The 20,734-nt window shown below is 39.7% G+C and carries 28 protein-coding genes, 1 pseudogene and 1 riboswitch; of the genes and pseudogenes, 5 read left to right on the forward strand and 24 right to left on the reverse strand.

The genetic code is table 11. The features are described from left to right. Positions 1-109 precede the first annotated feature (109 nt). Positions 110-259, forward strand: coding sequence for a YycC family protein (locus tag QUF94_RS15370; protein WP_230156354.1), 150 nt, complete (start codon positions 110-112; stop codon positions 257-259). 159 nt (positions 260-418) lie between these two features. On the opposite strand, the pseudogene QUF94_RS29085 reads toward QUF94_RS15370, so the two are convergent. Next, a pseudogene (locus QUF94_RS29085) lies at positions 419-538 on the reverse strand (PadR family transcriptional regulator); the annotation flags it as partial. A gap of 292 nt (positions 539-830) precedes the next feature. Beyond that, positions 831-1,319 carry an NUDIX hydrolase gene (locus tag QUF94_RS15375; RefSeq protein WP_289316622.1) on the reverse strand — a complete coding sequence of 163 codons (489 nt, stop codon included), beginning with the start codon at positions 1,317-1,319 and terminating at the stop codon, positions 831-833. A gap of 88 nt (positions 1,320-1,407) precedes the next feature. On the opposite strand from QUF94_RS15375, the gene QUF94_RS15380 reads away from it, so the two are divergent. After that, entirely contained in the window at positions 1,408-1,704 is a 297-nt protein-coding gene (locus QUF94_RS15380) for a HesB/YadR/YfhF family protein (protein WP_289316623.1), read from the forward strand. A 37-nt stretch (positions 1,705-1,741) separates the two neighbouring features. Here the strand turns inward: QUF94_RS15380 and QUF94_RS15385 are convergent, their stop codons facing one another. The 7 genes from QUF94_RS15385 to acnA all read right to left on the reverse strand — a co-directional run bounded on the left by QUF94_RS15385 (position 1,742) and on the right by acnA (position 7,183). After that, positions 1,742-2,035, reverse strand: coding sequence for a hypothetical protein (locus tag QUF94_RS15385; RefSeq protein ID WP_289316624.1), 294 nt, complete (start codon positions 2,033-2,035; stop codon positions 1,742-1,744). 25 nt (positions 2,036-2,060) lie between these two features. Next, the gene (locus tag QUF94_RS15390; RefSeq protein ID WP_289316625.1) at positions 2,061-2,492 is read right to left on the reverse strand and encodes an acyl-CoA thioesterase; all 432 of its coding nucleotides are present in this window, start codon (positions 2,490-2,492) and stop codon (positions 2,061-2,063) included. 146 nt (positions 2,493-2,638) lie between these two features. Next, a complete protein-coding gene (locus tag QUF94_RS15395; protein WP_289316626.1) occupies positions 2,639-2,884 on the reverse strand; it encodes a small acid-soluble spore protein Tlp in 246 nt (81 codons plus the stop codon). Positions 2,885-2,948: 64 nt separating this feature from the next. Beyond that, entirely contained in the window at positions 2,949-3,092 is a 144-nt protein-coding gene (locus QUF94_RS15400) for an acid-soluble spore protein N (RefSeq protein WP_057275900.1), read from the reverse strand. Between the two features lie 141 nt (positions 3,093-3,233). Then, complete coding sequence (locus QUF94_RS15405) at positions 3,234-3,362, reverse strand: FbpB family small basic protein (protein WP_289316627.1); 129 nt, start codon at positions 3,360-3,362, stop codon at positions 3,234-3,236. Positions 3,363-3,734: 372 nt separating this feature from the next. Then, complete coding sequence (locus tag QUF94_RS15410) at positions 3,735-4,268, reverse strand: TlpA disulfide reductase family protein (protein WP_289316628.1); 534 nt, start codon at positions 4,266-4,268, stop codon at positions 3,735-3,737. A gap of 203 nt (positions 4,269-4,471) precedes the next feature. Further along, positions 4,472-7,183, reverse strand: coding sequence for an aconitate hydratase AcnA (gene acnA, locus QUF94_RS15415; RefSeq protein WP_289316629.1), 2,712 nt, complete (start codon positions 7,181-7,183; stop codon positions 4,472-4,474). Between the two features lie 385 nt (positions 7,184-7,568). Here acnA and sspO point away from each other — a divergent pair, with 385 nt between their 5' ends. After that, entirely contained in the window at positions 7,569-7,721 is a 153-nt protein-coding gene (gene sspO / locus QUF94_RS15420) for a small acid-soluble spore protein O (RefSeq protein WP_289316630.1), read from the forward strand. A gap of 117 nt (positions 7,722-7,838) precedes the next feature. On the opposite strand, the gene QUF94_RS15425 is transcribed toward sspO, so the two are convergent. Then, positions 7,839-8,102, reverse strand: a complete 264-nt coding sequence (locus QUF94_RS15425; protein ID WP_061462981.1) for a hypothetical protein — start codon at positions 8,100-8,102, stop codon at positions 7,839-7,841. 116 nt (positions 8,103-8,218) lie between these two features. On the opposite strand from QUF94_RS15425, the gene QUF94_RS15430 reads away from it, so the two are divergent. Continuing rightward, positions 8,219-8,362: a small acid-soluble spore protein P gene (locus QUF94_RS15430; RefSeq protein WP_063233544.1), complete on the forward strand. Its 144-nt coding sequence runs from the start codon at positions 8,219-8,221 to the stop codon at positions 8,360-8,362. Positions 8,363-8,551: 189 nt separating this feature from the next. Here QUF94_RS15430 and QUF94_RS15435 read toward each other — a convergent pair whose 3' ends face one another. The 10 genes from QUF94_RS15435 to QUF94_RS15480 all read right to left on the reverse strand — a co-directional run bounded on the left by QUF94_RS15435 (position 8,552) and on the right by QUF94_RS15480 (position 16,694). Then, positions 8,552-9,571 (reverse strand): thiazole biosynthesis adenylyltransferase ThiF, encoded by a 1,020-nt coding sequence (locus QUF94_RS15435; protein ID WP_289316631.1) that lies wholly within the window; start codon positions 9,569-9,571, stop codon positions 8,552-8,554. Then, complete coding sequence (locus tag QUF94_RS15440; RefSeq protein WP_289316632.1) at positions 9,568-10,335, reverse strand: thiazole synthase; 768 nt, start codon at positions 10,333-10,335, stop codon at positions 9,568-9,570. Before QUF94_RS15440 ends, QUF94_RS15435 begins: the two co-directional genes overlap by 4 nt. Before the next feature lies 1 nt (position 10,336). Continuing rightward, positions 10,337-10,540: a sulfur carrier protein ThiS gene (gene thiS, locus QUF94_RS15445; protein ID WP_289318398.1), complete on the reverse strand. Its 204-nt coding sequence runs from the start codon at positions 10,538-10,540 to the stop codon at positions 10,337-10,339. A gap of 14 nt (positions 10,541-10,554) precedes the next feature. Beyond that, on the reverse strand, positions 10,555-11,679 hold the full coding sequence (thiO, locus tag QUF94_RS15450; protein WP_289316633.1) for a glycine oxidase ThiO: 1,125 nt from the start codon (positions 11,677-11,679) through the stop codon (positions 10,555-10,557). Between the two features lies 1 nt (position 11,680). Then, positions 11,681-12,292, reverse strand: a complete 612-nt coding sequence (gene tenI, locus QUF94_RS15455; protein ID WP_289316634.1) for a thiazole tautomerase TenI — start codon at positions 12,290-12,292, stop codon at positions 11,681-11,683. Positions 12,293-12,324: 32 nt separating this feature from the next. Continuing rightward, positions 12,325-13,107 (reverse strand): energy-coupling factor transporter transmembrane component T family protein, encoded by a 783-nt coding sequence (locus QUF94_RS15460; protein ID WP_289316635.1) that lies wholly within the window; start codon positions 13,105-13,107, stop codon positions 12,325-12,327. Beyond that, positions 13,108-14,577, reverse strand: a complete 1,470-nt coding sequence (locus QUF94_RS15465) for an ABC transporter ATP-binding protein (protein WP_289316636.1) — start codon at positions 14,575-14,577, stop codon at positions 13,108-13,110. A gap of 12 nt (positions 14,578-14,589) precedes the next feature. Next, on the reverse strand, positions 14,590-15,174 hold the full coding sequence (locus QUF94_RS15470; protein WP_289316637.1) for an ECF transporter S component: 585 nt from the start codon (positions 15,172-15,174) through the stop codon (positions 14,590-14,592). 13 nt (positions 15,175-15,187) lie between these two features. Further along, entirely contained in the window at positions 15,188-15,871 is a 684-nt protein-coding gene (gene tenA / locus QUF94_RS15475; protein ID WP_289316638.1) for a thiaminase II, read from the reverse strand. A gap of 136 nt (positions 15,872-16,007) precedes the next feature. Further along, positions 16,008-16,136, reverse strand: a riboswitch (TPP riboswitch). Positions 16,137-16,271: 135 nt separating this feature from the next. Next, positions 16,272-16,694 carry an SDR family NAD(P)-dependent oxidoreductase gene (locus QUF94_RS15480; protein WP_353957811.1) on the reverse strand — a complete coding sequence of 141 codons (423 nt, stop codon included), beginning with the start codon at positions 16,692-16,694 and terminating at the stop codon, positions 16,272-16,274. Between the two features lie 249 nt (positions 16,695-16,943). Here QUF94_RS15480 and QUF94_RS15485 point away from each other — a divergent pair, with 249 nt between their 5' ends. After that, a complete protein-coding gene (locus tag QUF94_RS15485) occupies positions 16,944-17,729 on the forward strand; it encodes a protein kinase domain-containing protein (RefSeq protein WP_289316639.1) in 786 nt (261 codons plus the stop codon). Here QUF94_RS15485 and QUF94_RS15490 read toward each other — a convergent pair. The 4 genes from QUF94_RS15490 to QUF94_RS15505 all read right to left on the reverse strand — a co-directional run bounded on the left by QUF94_RS15490 (position 17,713) and on the right by QUF94_RS15505 (position 20,726). After that, positions 17,713-17,844, reverse strand: coding sequence for a hypothetical protein (locus tag QUF94_RS15490; protein ID WP_289316640.1), 132 nt, complete (start codon positions 17,842-17,844; stop codon positions 17,713-17,715). The genes QUF94_RS15485 and QUF94_RS15490 overlap by 17 nt on opposite strands. Positions 17,845-18,148: 304 nt before the next feature. Beyond that, positions 18,149-18,541, reverse strand: coding sequence for a hypothetical protein (locus tag QUF94_RS15495; RefSeq protein ID WP_289316641.1), 393 nt, complete (start codon positions 18,539-18,541; stop codon positions 18,149-18,151). Between the two features lie 207 nt (positions 18,542-18,748). After that, complete coding sequence (locus QUF94_RS15500; RefSeq protein ID WP_063233522.1) at positions 18,749-19,021, reverse strand: HU family DNA-binding protein; 273 nt, start codon at positions 19,019-19,021, stop codon at positions 18,749-18,751. 187 nt (positions 19,022-19,208) lie between these two features. After that, positions 19,209-20,726, reverse strand: coding sequence for a cobyric acid synthase (locus QUF94_RS15505; RefSeq protein WP_289316642.1), 1,518 nt, complete (start codon positions 20,724-20,726; stop codon positions 19,209-19,211). Positions 20,727-20,734 lie beyond the last annotated feature (8 nt).

Below are 20,734 nucleotides of genomic sequence, written 5' to 3' on the forward strand. Positions count from 1 at the left end.
GTAAAGCATGGACTTTGTTTGATCGAGAAATGGTCAAGTAAGGATTGTATAATTGTAGAACAAAGGCTAAACTGGAACTAGCTAATAACCATCGATAGGAGAAAGTGCCATGAAACCATTGCAAATATCACCGGAAACGGCATTAAAGTTATCCAAGTCGCTTAACTTGCCTTTAGAACAAATCATGCATATGCCTACCCCCATCTTGCTGAGAAAGCTTGCAGAGGCTGAAGCAAAAGAAAAAGAAAATACAAAATAGCTGCAGAAATCTGCAGCTATTTTTGTGTGTGTCCATATGTTTGCGAAACGACCTTACGGATAAGTTCTTGAAATCCGTTCCATTCCTTCCATTGTTCTTGAAACTGAATAACACCTTATTTGGTCGCATAATAGTATTTCCTTTCGATCCTTCTAAAGAATCCCGCAAGTAACTTTTTAATTTCTCTTTCTCTTCCAGCCTTTTTAAAGTTGGGTAAAGCATCCCTTCTTTATAATGTAAATAACTTTCACTTAATAACTGTTTGAGCTTTTCGATCATCTCATACCCTTACATATCCTTTTAAGCTAATAATGATAATAATGAAAGCAACACCATTTTTAACAGCTCCGTTTTCCGCAAATCAGCAGCATCCTCTATAAAAGGTAATTAAATAAATGGTATTATCGCTATATCTTCATACAAAATAGTTTTCGGTTTTGTCCTTTTGTATACGACGATATATATCTTCCTTACCTCATTAAATGTACCTATATTCTGAATACTCCTATGCCACTTTTTGATATATAGCTTACTAATCGGAATACTGCAAAAAACCGCATATGGGCGGTTTTCAATTGGTGAGCGTCAATTCTTTTGCCAAATCAGGCAAAGGCTTCTTTTTGACGGATATTAAGTGTTCATTTTCATAGATACAGGCAAATTCCAGTGGTGGGTCATCCTGTAAAATATCTTTTAGATAATACTTTATATTGGACACCACTTCATCTGCCTCCATAACCCATTGATATGGCTTCCAGGCAAGTTCTCCTTCATCACAGGCACCAAGCCCGCCCCCAGCATCTTCAGCTCGGTAAACATACATTCCACCCGTTTGATTCCATGTCACAATCCCTCGAAAGGCCAACCCCTTGACCTTCAATCCAGTTTCTTCAAGAATTTCGCGCTCCATCGATTCATCGATGGTTTCACCTTGTTCTAATTTCCCACCTACTCCATTCCATTTATGCCTATTCGGATTCTTTTTGCGAAATAGCATCAACACTTCAATTTCGTTGGATATTTTTCGAGTTATGAAACAAATATTATATATGATCTCCATAGTTGTTTCCTTTCTAAAACGCACATTATTCGCATCTACTTCATAATTACTTTATACTTAAATAACAAACCTCAGGAAGGAGAATTTTATGAAACTGACCATTTCCGATCAAGCAGCTAAGTGGTATATTGATGAACTGGGGCTTCAAGAAGGCTCTCATTTGCGCTTTTATGTAAGATATGGTGGACATAGTTCCGTCCAAAGCGGCTTTTCATTAGGTATCATGCAAGAAGAACCAGAAACTACAGGAGCCGTAACAACATTGAATAAGATTAATTTCTATGTAGAAGAGAAAGATATCTGGTACTTTGATGGTCATGATTTAATTATTACCTTAAACGAAAAACTGTCTGAACCTGAATTTCACTATGAAAAAGGTGCTTGACAATGTGCAGCGGTGTAAACTGCTGTTTTTTCTTGTTTCAATCGAGCAGACGCTCTTTAATCTCTTCCGCCTCAAGAATTTCCTTTTGCTTGTCCCCTAATAGATCGAAATGAGAGTAACCATCCTTCCTGTGGTGAATCCACTCTTTTTTAAGGCCGTATTTCTTACCCCACTCCGATAAACGCCCTAAATCTTTGCAGCCCACTTTTGTAACCGTCTTGCAACCAGGAAATCGGTCATCGATCCAATAATGAGTTAAAAAAGCTATTTGGCCTTGATCAATTCGCTGTTTCCAGGTTACGACGTCTACCCGTTTAATCCCAAAAGCCATTTCTTGATCACCTCAATAATTGTTATTAAACCAATTCATCCTGCTTTTTATTTTTTTCATAGGCCTCATGCCAATCAGGAAACATGCGTTTAATGGATATCGGGCGGAAGCTCTCCTTTTTAACGCAAACGTGAGAAGAATGACCTGTAGCCGCCACTTCATTTTTCCCATTAACAATCTCATATCCATAAATGACCCGTAAGCCGTCATACTTTTCAATCCAGGTTTTAACCTTTACCTTATCACCATATCGGACAGGGGTTTTATACGAAGCCTGAATATCCATAACAGGTGAGAGGATGCCATCCGCTTCCATATCAGCATAATAAAAACCTAAATCATTTATCAATTTTGTCCTGCCCAGTTCCATCCATATAAAATAATTTGCATGGTAAACGACACCCATTTGATCCGTCTCTGCATACCGCACTTCAATTTCGTTTTCTGCTATGAACATTTTGTTTCCCCACTTTCATGTCTATTGCAATAAACATTTTACCATAATAACTATTCAAATTTCATTTAAGCTGTTTCAACGGTCTGCTTCGCAATATAAAGAAGGGGAGAAAGATTTCGCGCCTCTTTCTCCCCATTACCCATTTGCTACATATTATCGTTACTATAACCGCTTTCCCGTGCTTCTTGCTCTTCTTGCATTTCTTCCTTCATCCCATCGATGCTCTTTCTTCTTCGTTCATTTTTGTCCTTAATTGCCTCTTTTTCCGCCCCTGAAGAGAATGATAACGTTTCATTTGCTGCGATTATGTTTTCTTCTGTATTTTGAATCGCATCCTGAATTTTTTCAACATTATCCAAACGGTTATCCTGATTGTGTTTATATGAGCCCATTAATTTCACCTCATGTTATTTTGTTTACATAATATTATTACGATTACTTTATTAAATCCCTTGATTACTCACCTTTAGTTTGAATGACTTGAGGATGTTTCCCTGATTTGTCCTGCATTTTCTTCCCGTTATTCCCACCTGCTGCTATTGGTTGTGTCCCCAGATGGCTTGGTCTAAAGTGTTTGGAATCTTTTTTTGGATTACCCATTCTATATCGCCTCCTTCTCTTATCATGGATATAAAAGAGGAAATTCATGAATGCCAGTTTTTGAAAAATCCAAAAAAAAGAGCCAGCACTTTGAAGGGACCTTCATGGCACTGACTCTTATTTCGAAATCTTTTGCAAAACTTATTCAGCTTTAAGCATATGTTTTTTTTCAAGACGTTCCTCAAGTCTTTCCATTTGTTCCAGGTCCATCAGCAATTCTTTTTTGTTTTCTTTAATTAATTCTTCAAATGTCCTTTTTCTTTTTTTCATGGTTTTCACCTACTTATATTTAGTATATTATTCAGCATTGCCAAATTAATGTAAAATTATGACTATATGGTCTCAATCCATAAATTGTCATAATTATCAGATTTTTAATCCGATAAAAATTCAATTACTACACTCTCTATACTTTAACCCTTTTTTCATGAACATTAACCATATTTTTTTATTTTTTTTGATTTTTCCATTAACTTTTGACAACTTTGTTAACATTACAAAAAAGGGAACCTCATAAAGGTTCCGCTGGATTGTATTCAATCTCGAAGAATATCGAGTTTACCTAGAGTATGAAGAGAAATCCATATGACCATTCCAAGCCACCTTTTGTAGACAAACTAACTGAACCTCAAAAAGGTTTCGCTATTGCATGCTATTGATGTTACGTTCCATATCTTTAAGTTGCATGGCAGAAATTACCTTGTTCCTGATAATGCCTTTTTTGTCGATGAAGTAAGTTGTCGGAATGCTAAGAATCTTATAGCGCTCATTCACTGGATTTTTTGCACTTTGACTATCCAGCGGTATGGTAAAAGTAATTCCATTATTGTCTACAAAGGATTGTACATCATTTTCCGGGTCTATATTGACAGCAAGAACAACAACATCATCACCCGCTTGTTGTGAATATTTCTCCATATCCGGCATTTCCTTCTTACAAGGCGGGCACCACGTTGCCCAAAAATTCAGCATTACCTTTTTCCCCTTATAATCCGATAATTCAACTTGTTTCCCATCCAAAGTTTTCAGGGAGAAATTCGGTGCTTTAGCTCCAATTTTCAATCCGCCCAGTGAATCCTTTTCATCATTTTCCTTCGGTTCATTATCCATCGCCTGCACGATCGCTATCGTAAAGAGTGACAGTAAGACAACCGAGGCAATAATTTTTTTAAGCATACTCGTCCCCCTAGTCCCATTACAATAAAAATATTAGTCCATTTCCAGAAATAGAACTACTTCCCTATTTCATCTTATCAATAAATGGACAGTCGGAAAAGTGAAATTCCTATCATTTTATCATGGTATCCCCTGTTTTCATAAACTTGACACAAAAAAAGCGGTAAACCTATCAAGTAGGTTTACCGCTTCCTAAGCAGAAATTAGCCTTTTAATTTATTGCGTAATACCATTTGAAGGATACCACCGTGACGGTAGTAATCGATTTCGATTTCGGAATCGAAACGAACAAGTACATCAAATTCTTTTACGTTTCCAGCTTCATCAGTAGCAGTAACTGTTACGATATCACGTGGTTTAACCGTTTCGTCGATTTTAACTGCAATCGCTTCTTTACCAGTCAATCCAAGTGTTTCAGCGTTTTCGCCTTCTTTGAATTGAAGTGGAAGAACACCCATTAACGCAAGGTTAGAACGGTGAATACGTTCAAAGCTTTCAGCGATGACTGTTTTGATGCCAAGAAGGTTAGTACCTTTCGCAGCCCAGTCACGAGAGCTTCCCATACCATAGTCTTTACCAGCGATGACTGCAAGACCTGTTCCATCAGCTTTGTATTTCATACAAGCATCATAGATAGCCATTACATCGCCTGTTGGCCAGTAAGTTGTGTATCCACCTTCTGTACCTGGAGCAACTTGGTTACGGATACGGATGTTTGCGAACGTTCCGCGCATCATCGCTTCGTGGTTACCACGACGAGAACCGTAAGAGTTAAAGTCACGTGGTTTCACACCGTTTTCACGAAGGTAGATACCAGCTGGTGTATCTTTACCGATTGCACCTGCAGGAGAAATGTGGTCAGTTGTAACTGAGTCACCGAATTTACCTACTACACGCAAACCGGAAAGTGGGTTAACTGAACCTGGTTCTGGTGATAATCCTTCAAAGAATGGAGGATTTTGAATATATGTTGATTTAGAATCGAAAGCATAAATCGCTTCGTTGCTTGTTTGGATTTCATTCCAACGTTTGTTATCGTTGAATACTGTTTCGTATTCTTTACGGAATAATTCCGGTGTAACTGTTGCTTTAACAGCAGCGTTAACTTCTTCTTGTGATGGCCAGATATCAGCAAGATATACATCGTTACCATCTTTGTCTTTACCAAGTGAATCATTGTTAAGATCGAAGTCCACAGTACCAGCAAGTGCATATGCAACAACCAACGTTGGAGAAGCAAGATAGTTTGCTTTCACTAGTGGATGAATACGACCTTCAAAGTTACGGTTACCAGAAAGTACTGAAGTTACTAGAAGATCTGCTTCAGCAACTGCTGCTTCGATTTCGTCCGCCAATGGACCTGAGTTACCGATACATGTTGTACAGCCGTAACCAACTACGTTGAATCCTAATTGATCAAGGTATGGTTGAAGACCTGCATCACGAAGGTAACCAGTAACAACTTTAGAACCTGGTGCCAATGATGTTTTTACATAATCCGGAACAGTCAAGCCTTTTTCAACTGCTTTTTTAGCGATAAGACCTGCTCCAAGCATTACGTACGGGTTAGAAGTGTTCGTACAGCTTGTGATTGCAGCAATTGCAATCGCACCTGTTTTCATTACCGTTTCTTTACCATCGGCAAATTTAACAGTTACTTCTTTATCCAATTCGGAATTGTCCATGCCAAAACCTTGGTTGCCCATAGGTGCATTGATAGCGTCATGGAAAGATGTTTTCATTTGAGAAAGTGGAATCAAATCTTGCGGGCGTTTAGGGCCTGAAAGGTTTGGTTCAATTGCTGAAAGGTCGATTTCCACAACATCATTGTATGCTGGATCTTCGTTTTCAGGAGAGTAGAACAATCCATTTTCTTTGCAGTAAGATTCAACCACTTTAATTTGTTTTTCATCACGGCCTGTTAAACGCATATAATCGATCGCTTCTGCATCAACAGGGAAGAAACCAACTGTAGCACCGTATTCAGGAGCCATGTTAGCGATTGTTGCACGGTCAGCAAGTGGAAGGTATCCTACTCCAGGGCCGTAGAACTCAACAAATTTACCAACTACGCCGTGTGCACGAAGAACTTGTGTCACTTTCAATGCAAGGTCAGTAGCTGTTGTACCTTTAGGAAGTTGGCCAGTCAATTTAACTCCAACTACTTTTGGAACCGGGAAGTAAGAAGGCTGTCCTAGCATGCCTGCTTCTGCTTCGATACCGCCGACACCCCAACCAAGAACACCAATACCGTTGATCATTGTAGTATGTGAATCTGTACCGAATACAGAATCAGGGAATACTTCGAAGTCGCCGTTTGGAGTTTCAACAGCATGAACCACGTTCGCAAGGTACTCAAGGTTAACTTGGTGAACGATACCAGTTGCCGGTGGAACAGCACGATAGTTGTTGAATGATTTTTGAGCCCAGCTTAGGAACTGGTAACGCTCTGCATTACGTTCGAATTCAAGATCCATATTGGCATCAAGGGAATCCATTGTACCTGCTTTATCAACTTGTACAGAGTGGTCAATTACAAGGTCAACCGGAATTTCCGGGTTGATTTTGTCTGGATCTCCACCAAGTGCTGCGAATGCATTACGTAAAGAAGCTAAATCCACAACAACTGGAACACCAGTGAAATCTTGTAGGATTACACGTGATGGCTTGAACGGAACATCTATATCTTGTTGCTCGCTTGTTCCCCATTTAGCAAGGTTCGCAACGTGTTCTTTTGTGATGACTCTTCCGTCTACTTGGCGAAGTACCGCTTCAAGTAATACTTTGATGGAATATGGAAGGCGTGATACTTGGCCATCCCCTGCATTTTCAATAGCGTCTAGGCTGTAGTAGTTGTAGCGTTTTCCTTCAATTTCAAAGGACTTACGCGCTTGGTATACGTCATTTTTCGTCATGAATATTACCCCCTATTAAACTGTCAGAACTTATTCTGCACATAAAAGTAAAACCTGGTTCACTGAAACCATGTTTACTATAAATATAAATAAAAAAGTTAGTTTGTCGAATTTTCTCTCTCTTCTCCCACCCTAACTCTTCCTTCAACTTAATACTAATATAGAAATGAGTATAAGTAAATAACAAGAAAGTTATTGTTTTTGATAAGTTTCTCTTATAGAAAAAAATTCCCCACATGTTAAAGTGCATTTAGGAAGCCTTACCAACGTGGTTTTCATTGAAAATACTACCATTTACGACCTGATAAATTATACCAGTAAAACATATTAGTCATACATACATAATCATTCCGCATTATCACATTCTATGGGTGGAGGTGTCGAAATGACAAAACAAAAGGCAAATCATGTTATACCAGGAATGAATGCTGCAAAAGCGCAAGGTAATGGAACAGGTTACAATGATGAACTGGGAAATGAACCCCCATTATCGGAAATGCAAAGGCAAAATAATAAAAAAAGAAAGAAAAACCAATGATTTCCCTCTTTTCTAGGCTTTAAATAGGATAGGCTTTTTGAAATTGCAGATGTACTGCTCTTTTCAAAAAGCCTATTCCATTATAAAAATCAGGAAAATCCCGATAGACCTAGGCACTCAATAGTCCTCTGAATTGACCTCATTGACGATAGCCTGAATATCCTGCTCGAATTGCTTCAATTGTTCTCTCTGATGCTCGGAAGCGGTGACTAAAGCAGATTGTATTTGCTGATAGGCCTCATTCACTTCCTGCTTCACATGTTTCAATTCCGTTCCGTAATTCGGTGCGTTTTTCTCGATCGATGAGTATACATCAAATACTTGTTGATAACTTTGCTGGGCTTCCTGGAAAGTCCTTCGCTTATCCTGTTTATCCTGCATTTGGGTTCAGCTCCTTAAATATAGTGTCCATCCATAGCATGTACGAGGTTTGCAAATATATGTATGTGAATAAAATTTCACGGACTGATTATCTTAAGTAGTAGGAGGGATCGCAAATGAACAAAAATGATGGTAAAGATATTCGAAAAAATGCACCTAAAGGAAATAACCCAGGTCAACCTGCACCGTTAAGCGGTTCTCATAAGGTGAAAAATAGACAGCACACCCGTCAGAAGCATAACAGCAGTCATGATATGTAAGCTGCTTATATAATCGATCCAAAGCGAAGCGGTGCCGACCTTAAAGGCAGACACCGCTTTCGTTTTATGTTTTCACTGCAATCAAGTCGCAAGAAGAATGTTCGATAACTTCCTATTATAATGCCAAATTTATTTGGCACCTCTTTCAATACGCTTGTTCATATCAGGTCAGTGCCATTCTCGTTTTCTTCACCCAACATAACGATGATATAATGTTTTGGCTTCTGCAATATCTTTTGTTCCATGGATCAATGCCCGTCCATCTTTAAAAATAACCAACCGATGGGTTCCGTTCGTAAATGAAAGTAAGTAAGGATTTCTAACGATTTTCCCACCTTGTGCAAGAAGATTTTTTTCCAGTTCCGCTAGGTCTCTTTCAAGTTTCATCGCCGGCCGGATCTGAACAGAATCCCTCCCGCATAATACGGCAGTCTTTGTTTGATTTGAAAAGGAAAGATGTGGATAAGTACGATTTTCCCCGCATGACAAACAACTGTCATTTTTTAATTTCGTTACATCAATGGACGAGTGCTCATTTTTCCAAAGGTCGAATGATACAATCTTGTTTCTAAGGGATGCATAATCTTCGACAAGGATTTTTAATGCTTCCGCCATTTGATGGGCAACGACCGTTTGAACGGCAGGGCTAATGATCCCAGCCGTATCACAGGTCAGCCCTCCAATTGGAACCGTTTCAAGCAAACAATTCAAACATGGGGTCACCTCTGGAATCACCGTGTAACTTATCCCATAACTCCCTACACAGGCTCCGTAAATCCAGGGTATTTTATATTTTTGTGCACTATCATTAATGATCATCCTGGTATCGAAATTATCAGTGGCATCCAATATTAAATCCACGTCTTCAACGAGCTTCGCCAGTTCATCAACCGAGACATCCGCCACAAGCGATTTTACGGTAACATCTGAATTTAACGCATTCAAACGATTCTTCGCTGCCACTGCTTTAGGTATTCTTTTTTCAGCATCTTCTTCACAATAAAGCTGTTGTCTTTGAAGGTTACTCCACTCCACATAATCCCTGTCTACAATGGTCAGCTTCCCAATTCCTGCTCGTACAAGGCCTTCCGCACTTCCTGTACCAAGAGCACCCGCTCCAATCACTAAAACGTGTTTTTTGCGAATTTTCAATTGCCCTTCTTCCCCTATAGGGCCAAAAAGTTCTTGACGTGAATAACGTTCATTCATCCAATGCTCATTCCTTCAACTGGACTGCTTGCAATGGCGTATTCATTTTTTTCAATTCTTCCTGCTTCATACCCTAATCGACCTGCTTCAATGGCAAGCTTCATTGCTTTTGCCATTTTGACGGGGTCTTTTGCTCCGGAGACTGCAGTGTTAAGCAATACGCCATCCGCCCCTAATTCCATAGCGATTGCCGCATCGGAGGGCGTTCCAATCCCTGCGTCAACAATAACCGGAACCTCTGATTGTTCGATGATGAATCGTAAGTTCAGTGGGTTTATAATGCCTTGACCAGAGCCAATCGGTGAAGCACCAGGCATGATTGCATGACATCCCACTTCTTCCAGGCGTTTGGCAAGCAACACATCATCCGAGGTATAGGGTAAAACAGTGAATCCCAGTTTCACTAATTCTTCAGCAGCTTTTAAGGTTTCAATCGGATCGGGCAGAAGGGTTTTTTGACAGCCGATGACTTCTACCTTAATCATGTCACATAAACCTGAAGCCTTAGCAAGGTGGGCTATACGCACTGCTTCTTTAGCCGTTTTAGCTCCTGCTGTATTGGGAAGGAGTGTATATTTTTTCAAATCAAGCTTTTCTAAGAAATTAGGCTGACTGGCTTCAAAAATGTTCATTCTCCGGACCGCAAACGTTAATATTTCCGTCTCTGAAACCTCCACTGATTGCTTTTGAACATCGAAATTTGGATATTTCCCAGTACCTAATAATAACCTTGAAGAAAATTCATAAGAACCTATCTTTAACATTTCATCCGCCTCCTACAAAATGTACAATCTCGACCTTGTCTCCATTTGACAAAAGTGTTTCACTTAGATTTTCTTTTGTTAATATTTCATCATTCAATTCAACGATCACTACTTTTTGATGTAAATTAAAGTGTTTCAAAAGCCCTGTAACTGTTGATTCATCAGCAGGTATCCGTATTTTTTCCCCGTTAATAATCAATTCCAATTCATCCACCTCCATTAAGAAAAAAGGGTCTGTATCGAACGATCCAATCGAAAAGCGGACCATTCAGGATTTGTCTTCCTTTCCACCATATCCGCTATAAGTACACCTGTAATTGGAGAAAGCAGGATGCCATTCCTGAAGTGCCCCGTTGCAATGAAAAGTCCTTTACATGCTGGGTGCTCACCAAAATATGGCAATCCATCCCCTGTTTGGGGGCGTATACCTGCCCATGTCTTTTCCCACTCGGTTCCTTTAATTGCCGGAAGCAATTGCGTTGCCTTTTCTATTAACGTTGAAATCCCTTCCAAACTTACCTTTTGATCGAAAGTGTTCGCTTTAACCGTTGCTCCGACAATGATTCTTCCGCCAACTTTGGGCACAAGATAGCAGCCATGTGAAAAGATCGTTTTTTCAAGTAATGGACGATCAGTCAGGACGGAAAAGCACTCTCCCTTTACCGGATATGTATCGAGGTTTATCCCTGATTTTTCAAGGAGGAAGGCACTCCACGCACCACTTGCCACAATTACATTTTCACTTGAAAATTCGCCTATATTTGTGACCACTCCTTTTACACATCCGTTTTCCGTACATAAATCAGAGACATGGACAAATTCCTTTATATCTACACCAAGGGAAGCTGCAGATTTAGCAAAAGCGAGCGACAGCCTGGTGGCTGAAACTTGTCCATCCTTCGGAATGAACATGGCTCCCTTAATCTCATCCGAAAGAAGCGGTTCCATTTTCCTTATTTCGGCAGTCGATAACCATTCCGCATCTAGTCCAGCATCTTGCTGGACTTTGATCATGTCCTTCAATTCGGCTACCTGATCATTCGTTAGCGCCACCTTAAACATACCCTTATTCACTAATTCGATGTCAATTCCACTTAAGTCCTTTAATTCTTCCGACAGTGCAGGAAACATCCCCCTGCTTCGGCTTGCCAAACTAAAAAGCGGGTTATCAGCATCTAATTCGGCTTGTGCTCCTAACATCCCGGCTGCAGCACTGGATGCTTTACTGGCAATTCTATCTTTTTCCAATAAAAGGACCTTTTTACCTCGTTTGGCTAATTGAAAAGCAATGGATCCACCAATTACTCCTCCCCCAACAATGATTGCATCATATATGGAATTCATTTTATATCTCCTTTCCTAAAGACTTCGAATATTCTTTAACGGCTCTAACCGGGTTTTCAGCTTCAAGCACACCTGACATGACCGCAATTCCGTGTGCGCCCGCATCCTTTACAACTTGGCAATTGGAAGGAGTTATTCCGCCTATCGCAATAATCGGAAGATTGACATTTCTTGTGATTGCTTGAAGTTCCTCCACTCCCTTAGGAGGTAGGCCGCGTTTTGAATTTGTTTCAAAAACATGTCCATAGATCGCGTAATCGGCTCCGTTACGGAAAGCGGCTTTCGCTTCATCCATGGAATGGATCGAACAGCCAACACTCATCCCTGGAAATGCTCCTTTTACGACTCCTGCATCTAAACTATGAAAAGCCAATTGCACACCAAATACTTTGTGTACCCAGGCTACATCCACCCGATCATTTATGATGATCTTAGACAGCGGAATCTTATTATCATGTAATAGGGTCACTGCCCGATAGAGTTCTGATGCATTCATGTGCTTTTCCCTTAGATAGAAGAAATCAACATGTTCCTGAATCCTAGAAGCGATTTCTACGAACTTTTCAATTGGCTGTTTCCCAGTAGAAATAATATGCAATTCTAGTGCATTCATACTAAGAACCCCTAACTAGTAAAGTTGCAATCTCATAAAATCAAAGATAGTAACGGGAATTGAATCGATAGATAAAACCCAGCCAACAGCAGGATGAAAAAATACAGAATGAATCCATGGTCCTTTCTTGAAAACCCAAATTCATAATAGTATGTTCGATCCCGAGTGTCTGTAAATCGCTTGGCCTCCATCGCAACCGCGATTCGGTGAGCACGTCTGATGCTTCCGGATAACAACGGGATGGAATAAGCTTTCATTTTAAAATATACTGATCTAATCCCTTTTTCCCTTTTGAAACCACGTACCTTCATTGCGTTTCGTATCGTTTGGAATTCCTCCATCATGATGGGGATGAGCCTTAATGCCGCCATGAAACTATAGGCATATTTCGGTTTAAGCTTTACTTGCTGCATTAAGGAATAAAACAAGTTCACTGGTCTCGTCGTTAAGGAAAAAGTTAAACCTAGTGCCGCGAAAAGCAAAGCTCGAAAGCCTACCAGTAACCCCCTTATGAAACTTTCTTCAGAAATCGATATGAGACCCCACTCAAACCAAACCGTTTCACCTTGTCCGAATAATATCATTGCGGAAGAGGTGGATATAAAAATGAAACAAAAAGGGATCGACAAAAGTAAGATGCGTTTTATCGAATGCCCGGTAAAAAACAAAAATAAAAGTAAAACGCCAATGGTAATATTCATCATGTAATTCAGGTCATGAATGAATAGCGCCACGATGCATAACACGAGCAATACACAAAGTTTAAGGCTTGGATTAACCTTATGGAGCCATGTTTCTGTATTTGTAACATTCATCTACATGACACTCCTTTTAACTTTTGTCTCCATAAATCCTGATTGCGTGATGTTTTCATCCCTTATTACGTATCCGTCTTTAACCGTCCAGATCCTGGTTGCAAAGTTGTTTGAAATATGATCGTCATGAGTTACCATGATCACTGTTGTTCCGCGCCTTCGGTATTCCTCAAACCATTCCAGTAATGCAAAGGTATTTTTCGAATCTTGGCCAAAGGTTGGCTCATCCAGGAGAATGATTTTTTTGTCTATTACGATTGAGGCAGCTACACTTAAGCGACGCTTTTGACCCATTGATAATTGAAACGGATGTTTATCCCGATGTGCCTCAAGGCGGAACACTCCAAGCAATGATCGGACTCTCTCCTCGATTTCTTGTTGCGGCCTTTTTTCAATTCTCAATGAATAAGCAATTTCTTCATATACAGAATTTGCAACGAACTGAAACTCAGGATTTTGAAAAACAAACGTCATATGATCCGTTAGATTTTTCACCCTTCTAATAGGGGACCCCATTAATTCATACTTACCACTCGTTTTTATGAACTGCATCAGTGAATGTAAAAGAGTACTCTTCCCCGCGCCATTTTCTCCACTGATTACAATCCATTCCCCTGAATTGACCTGCAGCTCTTCAACCTTGATTTTCGCTTCCTTTTTCCGGAATCCGCTAAAACCTTGCACATGCATAAGGGGGGAACCAACACTAAATGGGTTTTCACGAATGAGCTCATGGTCATGTACATACTCATCCCAAACACCAGGGAACCAAATTCCATGTTCTTTCATTTCATTTTTATATAGGGAAAGAATGGTATCTTTTGGACCATCAGCTATGATTTGACCGTCATCATTAAAAAGCACGATTCGTTCGATGAATTCTAAAACATGATCAATTTTATGTTCCACGATAATAACCGTCTTGTCTCGTCCGACTCCCTTCAACAAGTCCCAAATTTCTTTTGTTCCTTCCGGATCGAGCATGGCGGTTGGTTCATCTAAAAATATCACTTCCGGTTCAAGGGCCAATACTGAAGCAATGGCCAGACGCTGTTTCATCCCGCCTGATAATGTATCAATACTTGTATGGATATCTTTTAGGTTCAATCCTACCTCATGGATATGTTTTTGGATCTTCTCTTTCATTTCTTTCTTAGGGACGGAAAGATTCTCAAGGACGAAGGCAATTTCCTCATCCGCAAATGGCATGCAAAACTGACTATCAGGGTCTTGAAAAACATATCCCCATGAAGAAGGACACTTCAATTCTTCCGCCTTCATCGGAACTTCGATGGAATTCGGAATTAATCCGCTTAATACTTGCAAAAGAGTCGACTTACCACATCCTGATGGTCCCAACAATAGAACTTTTTCACCTTTATCAAATGAGACGGATAAGTCCTTGAAAATCAAGGACTCATCACCTGGAAATTTCATTCTTAACTTCTCAACATGAACGATTCGTTCCATGGCCATCAACCTCTACTTTTGGTCCAGTTCTGCATAATCTTTACTTGAAACTGGACGAACAAGATTAGTTACTCCTGTTGCTTCCAGGACTTTAACTAGATAATAAGCTGTTACACCTGCAAAGAATATGGAACCCAAGAACCTCGCAATCATGAATAACGATAGATTCCAAAGGGAGAGCGCACCTATTTCCCCGTATGCAAAATCCATGATGACTGATCCCAGGCAGGAAGCCACCGCAGCTAAAACGGCCACCGACATATTGAATTTTTTATATCTGAACGCCATGAACAGCAGTTCAGCGAACAAACCTTGGACCACCCCATATAAGAGTACGGTCAACCCCCATGGTGAACCCAGAAAGAATTCACCGGAAGCTGCAGCTATCTCTGCCAGAAGTGCTACACCCGGTTTCCGTAAAATCAAAAAGGCAACGGGGCCAGCTATAAACCACATTCCATAAATAAGTTGATCTAGATGTAATCCTAATGGTTTAACGGAATAATAAATCGAACCCCAAAGGATATAAACGATTCCAAATGCTACGGCAATCACGATAGTGACTAATATATCCGTTAATTTCAATCCTTTTTTCATGTTTCATTCTCCTTTATACTTCCAGTATTTCCTTATGAACAGGCCATGTCTCTAAGCGATAAGCCATTTCCCAAAATGAGTATTCATATTGGCTGCTAAGGATAAAATGTTCCTTCATTCTTTCCTTATCTTCATCTGTTACTTTTTCAGCAATCTCATCAAGCCTCGCAATTTGTTCTTCCACCAAAGAGCGGAACCACTCTCCTCCGTAAGCCGCTATCCATTCTTGATAAATCGGCTCTTCCGGTTCACACCCTTGCAGCTTTTCGCCAATTTCATAATACAGCCAGTAACATGGCAAGATAGCTGCAATAACATCCCCTAAATGTCCAGAATACGCCGCACGATACATATGGGAAGTGTAAGCATAAGCAGTCGGGGCGGGTTTGAAATTTTCCCTTTCTTCTTTTGTGATGCCTAATCTCTCAGAAAAATTTTCATGAAGCTTCAACTCCGCTTCATATGTTCCTTGTGCGTGGCCGGCAAGCCTGCTTGTTGTATGTAAGTCTGTTGCCTTTACTGCTCCTAAAGCTTGAACTCTAGCAAAATGAGATAAATAATAGGCATCTTGCATGACATAAAAACGAAAACACTCTAATGGCAATGTGCCATCTCCAATTCCTGCAACAAACGGGTGATTAAAACTAGCTTCCCAAATATGATCAACTTCCTGGCGGATTTCCTCTGAAAACTTCATGTCCATTACCTCCAAATTCTATTTTTCAATGAATGATACGGGATAAAAAACTTTAATCACCTCTTTTTTTGCAAATAAAAAACCACTTTCTTTAACGTAAAGAAAGTGGTTGTACTTGAAATAATACAGAAACGTATTGTCCCAGACCCCACTTCCCTACGCTGGTATAAACCAGATCAGGTTCTAAGAGTCTTAAAGTCATACTTTAATCTCAGCTTCTCAGGTAAAATCAAATTTCACCTATAAAGCACCCCTAGTGGTACAAATTGTATATATAATTCATTTGCCTTTATATTAACACGATAAATCCAATTGTCAAACGATTAGAAAAAGTTTTCAAGCTATATTGCTTTAGGATTACTAGCCTTTCAATCTTGCATACCCACCTAACCACGATCAATTAAACCATTGTTAATCCACCATTTACGGAAAGAGTTTGCCCCGTAATATACCCTGCATCTTCCGAAACGAAATAGGCAACAGCACTGGCAATGTCCTCGGGTTGAGCTAGCCGACGAAATGGAATAGCTTTTTCCAAGGCGCTTGCTATACCATCATTATAAGAGCCTATTTCTTGAAATAGAGGAGTATCAGCAGGGCCTGGGGCAACACAATTGATGTTGAGTTTGTGACGTGCCATTTCTCTTGCTATCGTTTTTGTGAAGGCAATCACCCCTCCCTTAGCAGCCGAATAAACTGCCTCTCCACTTGATCCGACCCTAGCTGCATCTGATGCAATATTTACTACCTTGCCGTAACCATTTTCAATCATGAGAGGTAAAATTTCCTTGTAAAAATTAAAAAAATCCGATAATTTTATAATATGAAATTACGTAAAATTTTTAATAGTCTTTTAATACATTTTTCATTGATGGGAATTCTTACGATTGGTATTTTTTCAATATTTTATTGGATATCGTATCAAGGAACACCCCGAAGAAAAGAGTTTCATTACCGCATTACCAAAAATCAGTGTTAAACTATCCATGAACATTCATATTTCCAGCTTAGTTAATCAGTATGGTGTATTCTTGACTCAAGTAAAATGAAAGTGGTGAGGGAAGTTTCAATTTTGCGTTCCATTCGAAAGATCTATCAATTTTTTGTGGATATACCTTTAAAAAAAGGAGTGGTTTTGAATAACCGCTATAAGGTAACGTCTGTAATAGGAACAGGTAGCTACGGCATTGTTTATCTTTGCAATGATTTGAAAACGAATGAAAATATAGTGATCAAACAGCTCCGGACAAGTAAACGCCGCAGCAAAAAAGAGCTTGAACAGTTTGAGAGTGAAATCTCCATATTACGAATGTTAAACCACAAAAACATGCCCAAATTTCACGAGAAATTTTCCCAAGACGGAAATGTTTATTTTGTGATGGATTTCATTGAAGGGGATAATTTAGAAGATCATATTTTCTTGAATCATATAACGTTCACTGAGAAAGAGTCTCTACTTTTTCTTGATGACCTGGTCGGGTTGGTATCCTTTCTACACAACCATGACATTTTCCATCAAGATTTACGTATACCAAATATTTTACTTAAAGACCATCATCCCATCTTGATAGACTTTGGTTTGTCTAAACGGGCCGTTTCGGCCAATCTCGCAAAAGAATCCATTTTGGAGATGAAAAGGCAGGATTTTTACGATTTGGGGGAAATACTCTTATATGTACTTTATACGACTTACGCTTCCAAAAGTAAAAAGGCTCTTCCTTGGACAGAAGAGCTTTCGTTAGAAAAAGAAACCGTGCATATACTGAAAAGGTTATTAAGCATCCAAGAACCTTATTCAGATATTAAAGAACTCTCAATGGACCTGCATGCTGCATTAGGGTCTAAGAATTTGAATTAGCTGCTACTGCCTCGTCCTTTTCTTTTGTAGCGGTCGCTTCCACCCATGGGAGATCGTTTATACCCTCTGCTGCTACTGCTGCTGCCTCGGCGATAATGACCATGTCTTCGCTCACTGCTGCCTTGGGAAAGTTGTTTGATTTTTTTCATTATTTTCTTCAACATATCTTTCACCTCTTTTATATTGATTTTAAAGCTTGTTATTCATTAGCCTAACATAGTCACAGTATAAACCTTATTAATATGTACTATAAATTTTTTTCATTCGAGTTAATTCCATTACTGCCTTACTTTTCTGGTGGAGTGAGATTATTTTCATTGTTGGTGAAATGATAATGCCCTTGCCATCCATTTAAAAGGACATTATTAAAAAGAATCGATAAACCGAATTGTATATTAGACCTCTTCTCCTTAAGTGGACTAATTAGGTATGCCTTGCTGTTTCATCTTGAACGAAGGATTTACATAAATGAAATATATCAAAACAATCATTGACCAAATCGAATTTCCAATAAAAGGATGTTGATTGTGTGATATTAATAAAGTCAAACTAATCATTCCGAACAGGGCTGAATATCCAATCATCATCCAAAATCCCCACATTTCCAACCTCATATATCCGTAGATCATCACGATGGATATAAGCGCCACTAATACTCGAATCAAGCGTTCCGGTACATCAGCAAATCCAAATCTTGTCACCAACCCTATATGATTGGCATTAGGATCATAGAAAACTGATGTAAACAGTAAAATGCTCGCACCGAAAATATAAAAATAACCAATAAAAGAAACTCCTAATGGCCTTTTCATAACTATATCCCGCCACATAAAAAGAATAACAGATCGTTATCGACATTTTCCATTTCAGTGGATTCTTGGTAACTCAGGAATAGCATAAGCCGGGTTAATTGAAAATAATCTACCGTTTTGGCGAATCGCCCTGCTCATGAATGAGTATCAGGCAGTAAATAAAAAACCTGGCGAATATTTCATCGCCAGGTTTTTCTTCGTTCATTTTTATTTTACAGCTTCTTTTAATTCCTTACCTGCTTTAAAAGCGGGTACTTTACTAGCTGCAATTTGGATTTCTTCGCCAGTTTGCGGGTTTCTTCCTGTACGAGCTGCACGGTCACGCACTTCAAATGTACCGAAACCAACTAATTGGATTTTTTCTTCTTTAGCAAGAGTAGCCGTGATTGTTTCAAACAATGCATCCACTACTTTTTTTGCGTCGTCTTTTGTCAGTTCAGCTTGTGCTGCCACACTACTCACTAATTCTGTTTTATTCATATGAACACCTCATCCTTTTATATTCTTTAAAGTATGTAGAGAAGACAACATAACATATCTTATATGCGTCTGTCACTTAATATGGCTAAATAAAAGGAAGTGTAACCCTATACTGATTTGTTTTTTAGTCATTTTTTAAGGATAAGGGCTTTGATTAACTCATAATTTGATTCTGTCGGACCATTTTTCAACTTTCTGTAGTTTCCAGCTGCAGCCATTGATAGATGGTATCCATATCAATGTTTTCTTCCAAATGGGAAGCCAAGAGATTGTACGCTTCCTCCCTACGCTCCGAGTCGCTTTGAACGTTTTCATTCACTTCATCCAACCCCTTGTTCCGCCGAATTTGGTTAACTAGTAATCTAGTGAACAAGCGATTATGGAAAATCCCATGAAGGTATGTTCCCATTACCTTGTTGTCAGTGGATATGGCTCCATCCTCTCTTCCATCCTTCAATAAAAGAAAGGGCCTTACTTGTGACTTCAATGTCGTTCTGCCTAAATGTATTTCAAAACCGTTAAGATTCATTTGACCTTCCATTATCCCAGCAGAAAGTACACCTTCCATTTGTACTGTTTTCTTTTCTGCTTGAAATACGGTTTCCACCGGAAGAAGCGAAAGCCCTTCTGCGTTCTCACCATTACCTTCTACAGCGTCAGGATCGAAAAGTTTAGTCCCAAGCATTTGAAAACCGCCGCATATACCAAAGATCATCGTCCCTTGTTCACGCAGTTGATTGATGGCTCCATCCAACCCCACATGTTTCATCCACTCTAAATCTTCCATCGTGTTTTTTGTACCCGGCAAAATAAGAAGGTCAGGATTACCTAACTCATTGACACTGCTTACTAGCCGGACACCTACTCCGGGTTCATCAAAAAAAGGATCCACATCTGTAAAATTGGAAATCCGCGGAAATCTCAAGACGGCTACATCAATCGGAAACTCAGCCTTTTTAGGTTTTTTAAAACGCAAGGAAGAAAGAGCAAGTGAATCTTCCGCTTCAATATTCACATCTAAATAGGGAAGCACCCCGAGAACCGGAATCCCGGTTTCCTTTTCCAACCATTCAATGCCATCGTCCAACAGTTCTCGCATGCCACGAAATTTATTGATGATGATCCCCTTTACACAATCGCGTTCATCTTTATCCAATAAGGCAAGCGTCCCCACGATTGACGCAAATACTCCACCACGATCAATATCGGCCACTAAAATGACAGCCGCATCCGCGAGTTTGGCCATTCGCATATTCGCAATATCCCGGTCCTTAAGGTTAATTTCAGCCGGACTTCCTGCACCTTCGAGTACGATGATGTCATATTCATCTTGAAGCTTTTCCACCGATTTACGGATGATGGGCATGGCTTCTTGGACAAATTGATTCCGATAGCTTTTTGCATTCATATCAAGAAAATGCTTACCGTGCACGATGACTTCCGAAACCATATCCTGCTTCGGTTTCAGTAATATCGGATTCATATCCGTTGTTGGCGTGATCCGTGCTGCCTCCGCCTGTACTCCTTGAGCCCTTCCGATTTCACCGCCATCCAAGGTTACATAAGAATTCAAAGCCATGTTTTGTGATTTGAATGGGACAACACGTAATCCTTTATTGGAAAATACCCGGCAAAATGCCGTACAAATCAAACTTTTCCCTACATCGGATGACGTCCCTTGTATCATGATGGATCGTGCCTTCATTCCGCTCA

Source organism: Peribacillus sp. NJ4 (assembly GCF_030348345.1).
Taxonomy (GTDB): Bacteria; Bacillota; Bacilli; order Bacillales; family DSM-1321; genus Peribacillus.

Coding starts and splice junctions, on each gene's coding strand:
- QUF94_RS15505 (WP_289316642.1), bottom strand. CDS start 20,726: ATGAAGGCACGATCCATCATGATACAAGGGACGTCATCCGATGTAGGG.
- QUF94_RS15375 (WP_289316622.1), bottom strand. CDS start 1,319: ATGGAGATCATATATAATATTTGTTTCATAACTCGAAAAATATCCAAC.
- QUF94_RS15405 (WP_289316627.1), bottom strand. CDS start 3,362: ATGAAAAAAAGAAAAAGGACATTTGAAGAATTAATTAAAGAAAACAAA.
- QUF94_RS15440 (WP_289316632.1), bottom strand. CDS start 10,335: ATGTTAAAGATAGGTTCTTATGAATTTTCTTCAAGGTTATTATTAGGT.
- QUF94_RS15390 (WP_289316625.1), bottom strand. CDS start 2,492: ATGTTCATAGCAGAAAACGAAATTGAAGTGCGGTATGCAGAGACGGAT.
- QUF94_RS15425 (WP_061462981.1), bottom strand. CDS start 8,102: ATGCAGGATAAACAGGATAAGCGAAGGACTTTCCAGGAAGCCCAGCAA.
- QUF94_RS15385 (WP_289316624.1), bottom strand. CDS start 2,035: ATGGCTTTTGGGATTAAACGGGTAGACGTCGTAACCTGGAAACAGCGA.
- sspO (WP_289316630.1), top strand. CDS start 7,569: ATGACAAAACAAAAGGCAAATCATGTTATACCAGGAATGAATGCTGCA.
- QUF94_RS15430 (WP_063233544.1), top strand. CDS start 8,219: ATGAACAAAAATGATGGTAAAGATATTCGAAAAAATGCACCTAAAGGA.
- QUF94_RS15380 (WP_289316623.1), top strand. CDS start 1,408: ATGAAACTGACCATTTCCGATCAAGCAGCTAAGTGGTATATTGATGAA.
- acnA (WP_289316629.1), bottom strand. CDS start 7,183: ATGACGAAAAATGACGTATACCAAGCGCGTAAGTCCTTTGAAATTGAA.
- QUF94_RS15470 (WP_289316637.1), bottom strand. CDS start 15,174: ATGAAAAAAGGATTGAAATTAACGGATATATTAGTCACTATCGTGATT.
- QUF94_RS15465 (WP_289316636.1), bottom strand. CDS start 14,577: ATGGAACGAATCGTTCATGTTGAGAAGTTAAGAATGAAATTTCCAGGT.
- QUF94_RS15435 (WP_289316631.1), bottom strand. CDS start 9,571: ATGAATGAACGTTATTCACGTCAAGAACTTTTTGGCCCTATAGGGGAA.
- QUF94_RS15370 (WP_230156354.1), top strand. CDS start 110: ATGAAACCATTGCAAATATCACCGGAAACGGCATTAAAGTTATCCAAG.
- QUF94_RS15500 (WP_063233522.1), bottom strand. CDS start 19,021: ATGAATAAAACAGAATTAGTGAGTAGTGTGGCAGCACAAGCTGAACTG.
- QUF94_RS15460 (WP_289316635.1), bottom strand. CDS start 13,107: ATGAATGTTACAAATACAGAAACATGGCTCCATAAGGTTAATCCAAGC.
- QUF94_RS15395 (WP_289316626.1), bottom strand. CDS start 2,884: ATGGGCTCATATAAACACAATCAGGATAACCGTTTGGATAATGTTGAA.
- QUF94_RS15495 (WP_289316641.1), bottom strand. CDS start 18,541: ATGAAAAGGCCATTAGGAGTTTCTTTTATTGGTTATTTTTATATTTTC.
- QUF94_RS15410 (WP_289316628.1), bottom strand. CDS start 4,268: ATGCTTAAAAAAATTATTGCCTCGGTTGTCTTACTGTCACTCTTTACG.
- tenI (WP_289316634.1), bottom strand. CDS start 12,292: ATGAATGCACTAGAATTGCATATTATTTCTACTGGGAAACAGCCAATT.
- thiO (WP_289316633.1), bottom strand. CDS start 11,679: ATGAATTCCATATATGATGCAATCATTGTTGGGGGAGGAGTAATTGGT.
- QUF94_RS15400 (WP_057275900.1), bottom strand. CDS start 3,092: ATGGGTAATCCAAAAAAAGATTCCAAACACTTTAGACCAAGCCATCTG.
- tenA (WP_289316638.1), bottom strand. CDS start 15,871: ATGAAGTTTTCAGAGGAAATCCGCCAGGAAGTTGATCATATTTGGGAA.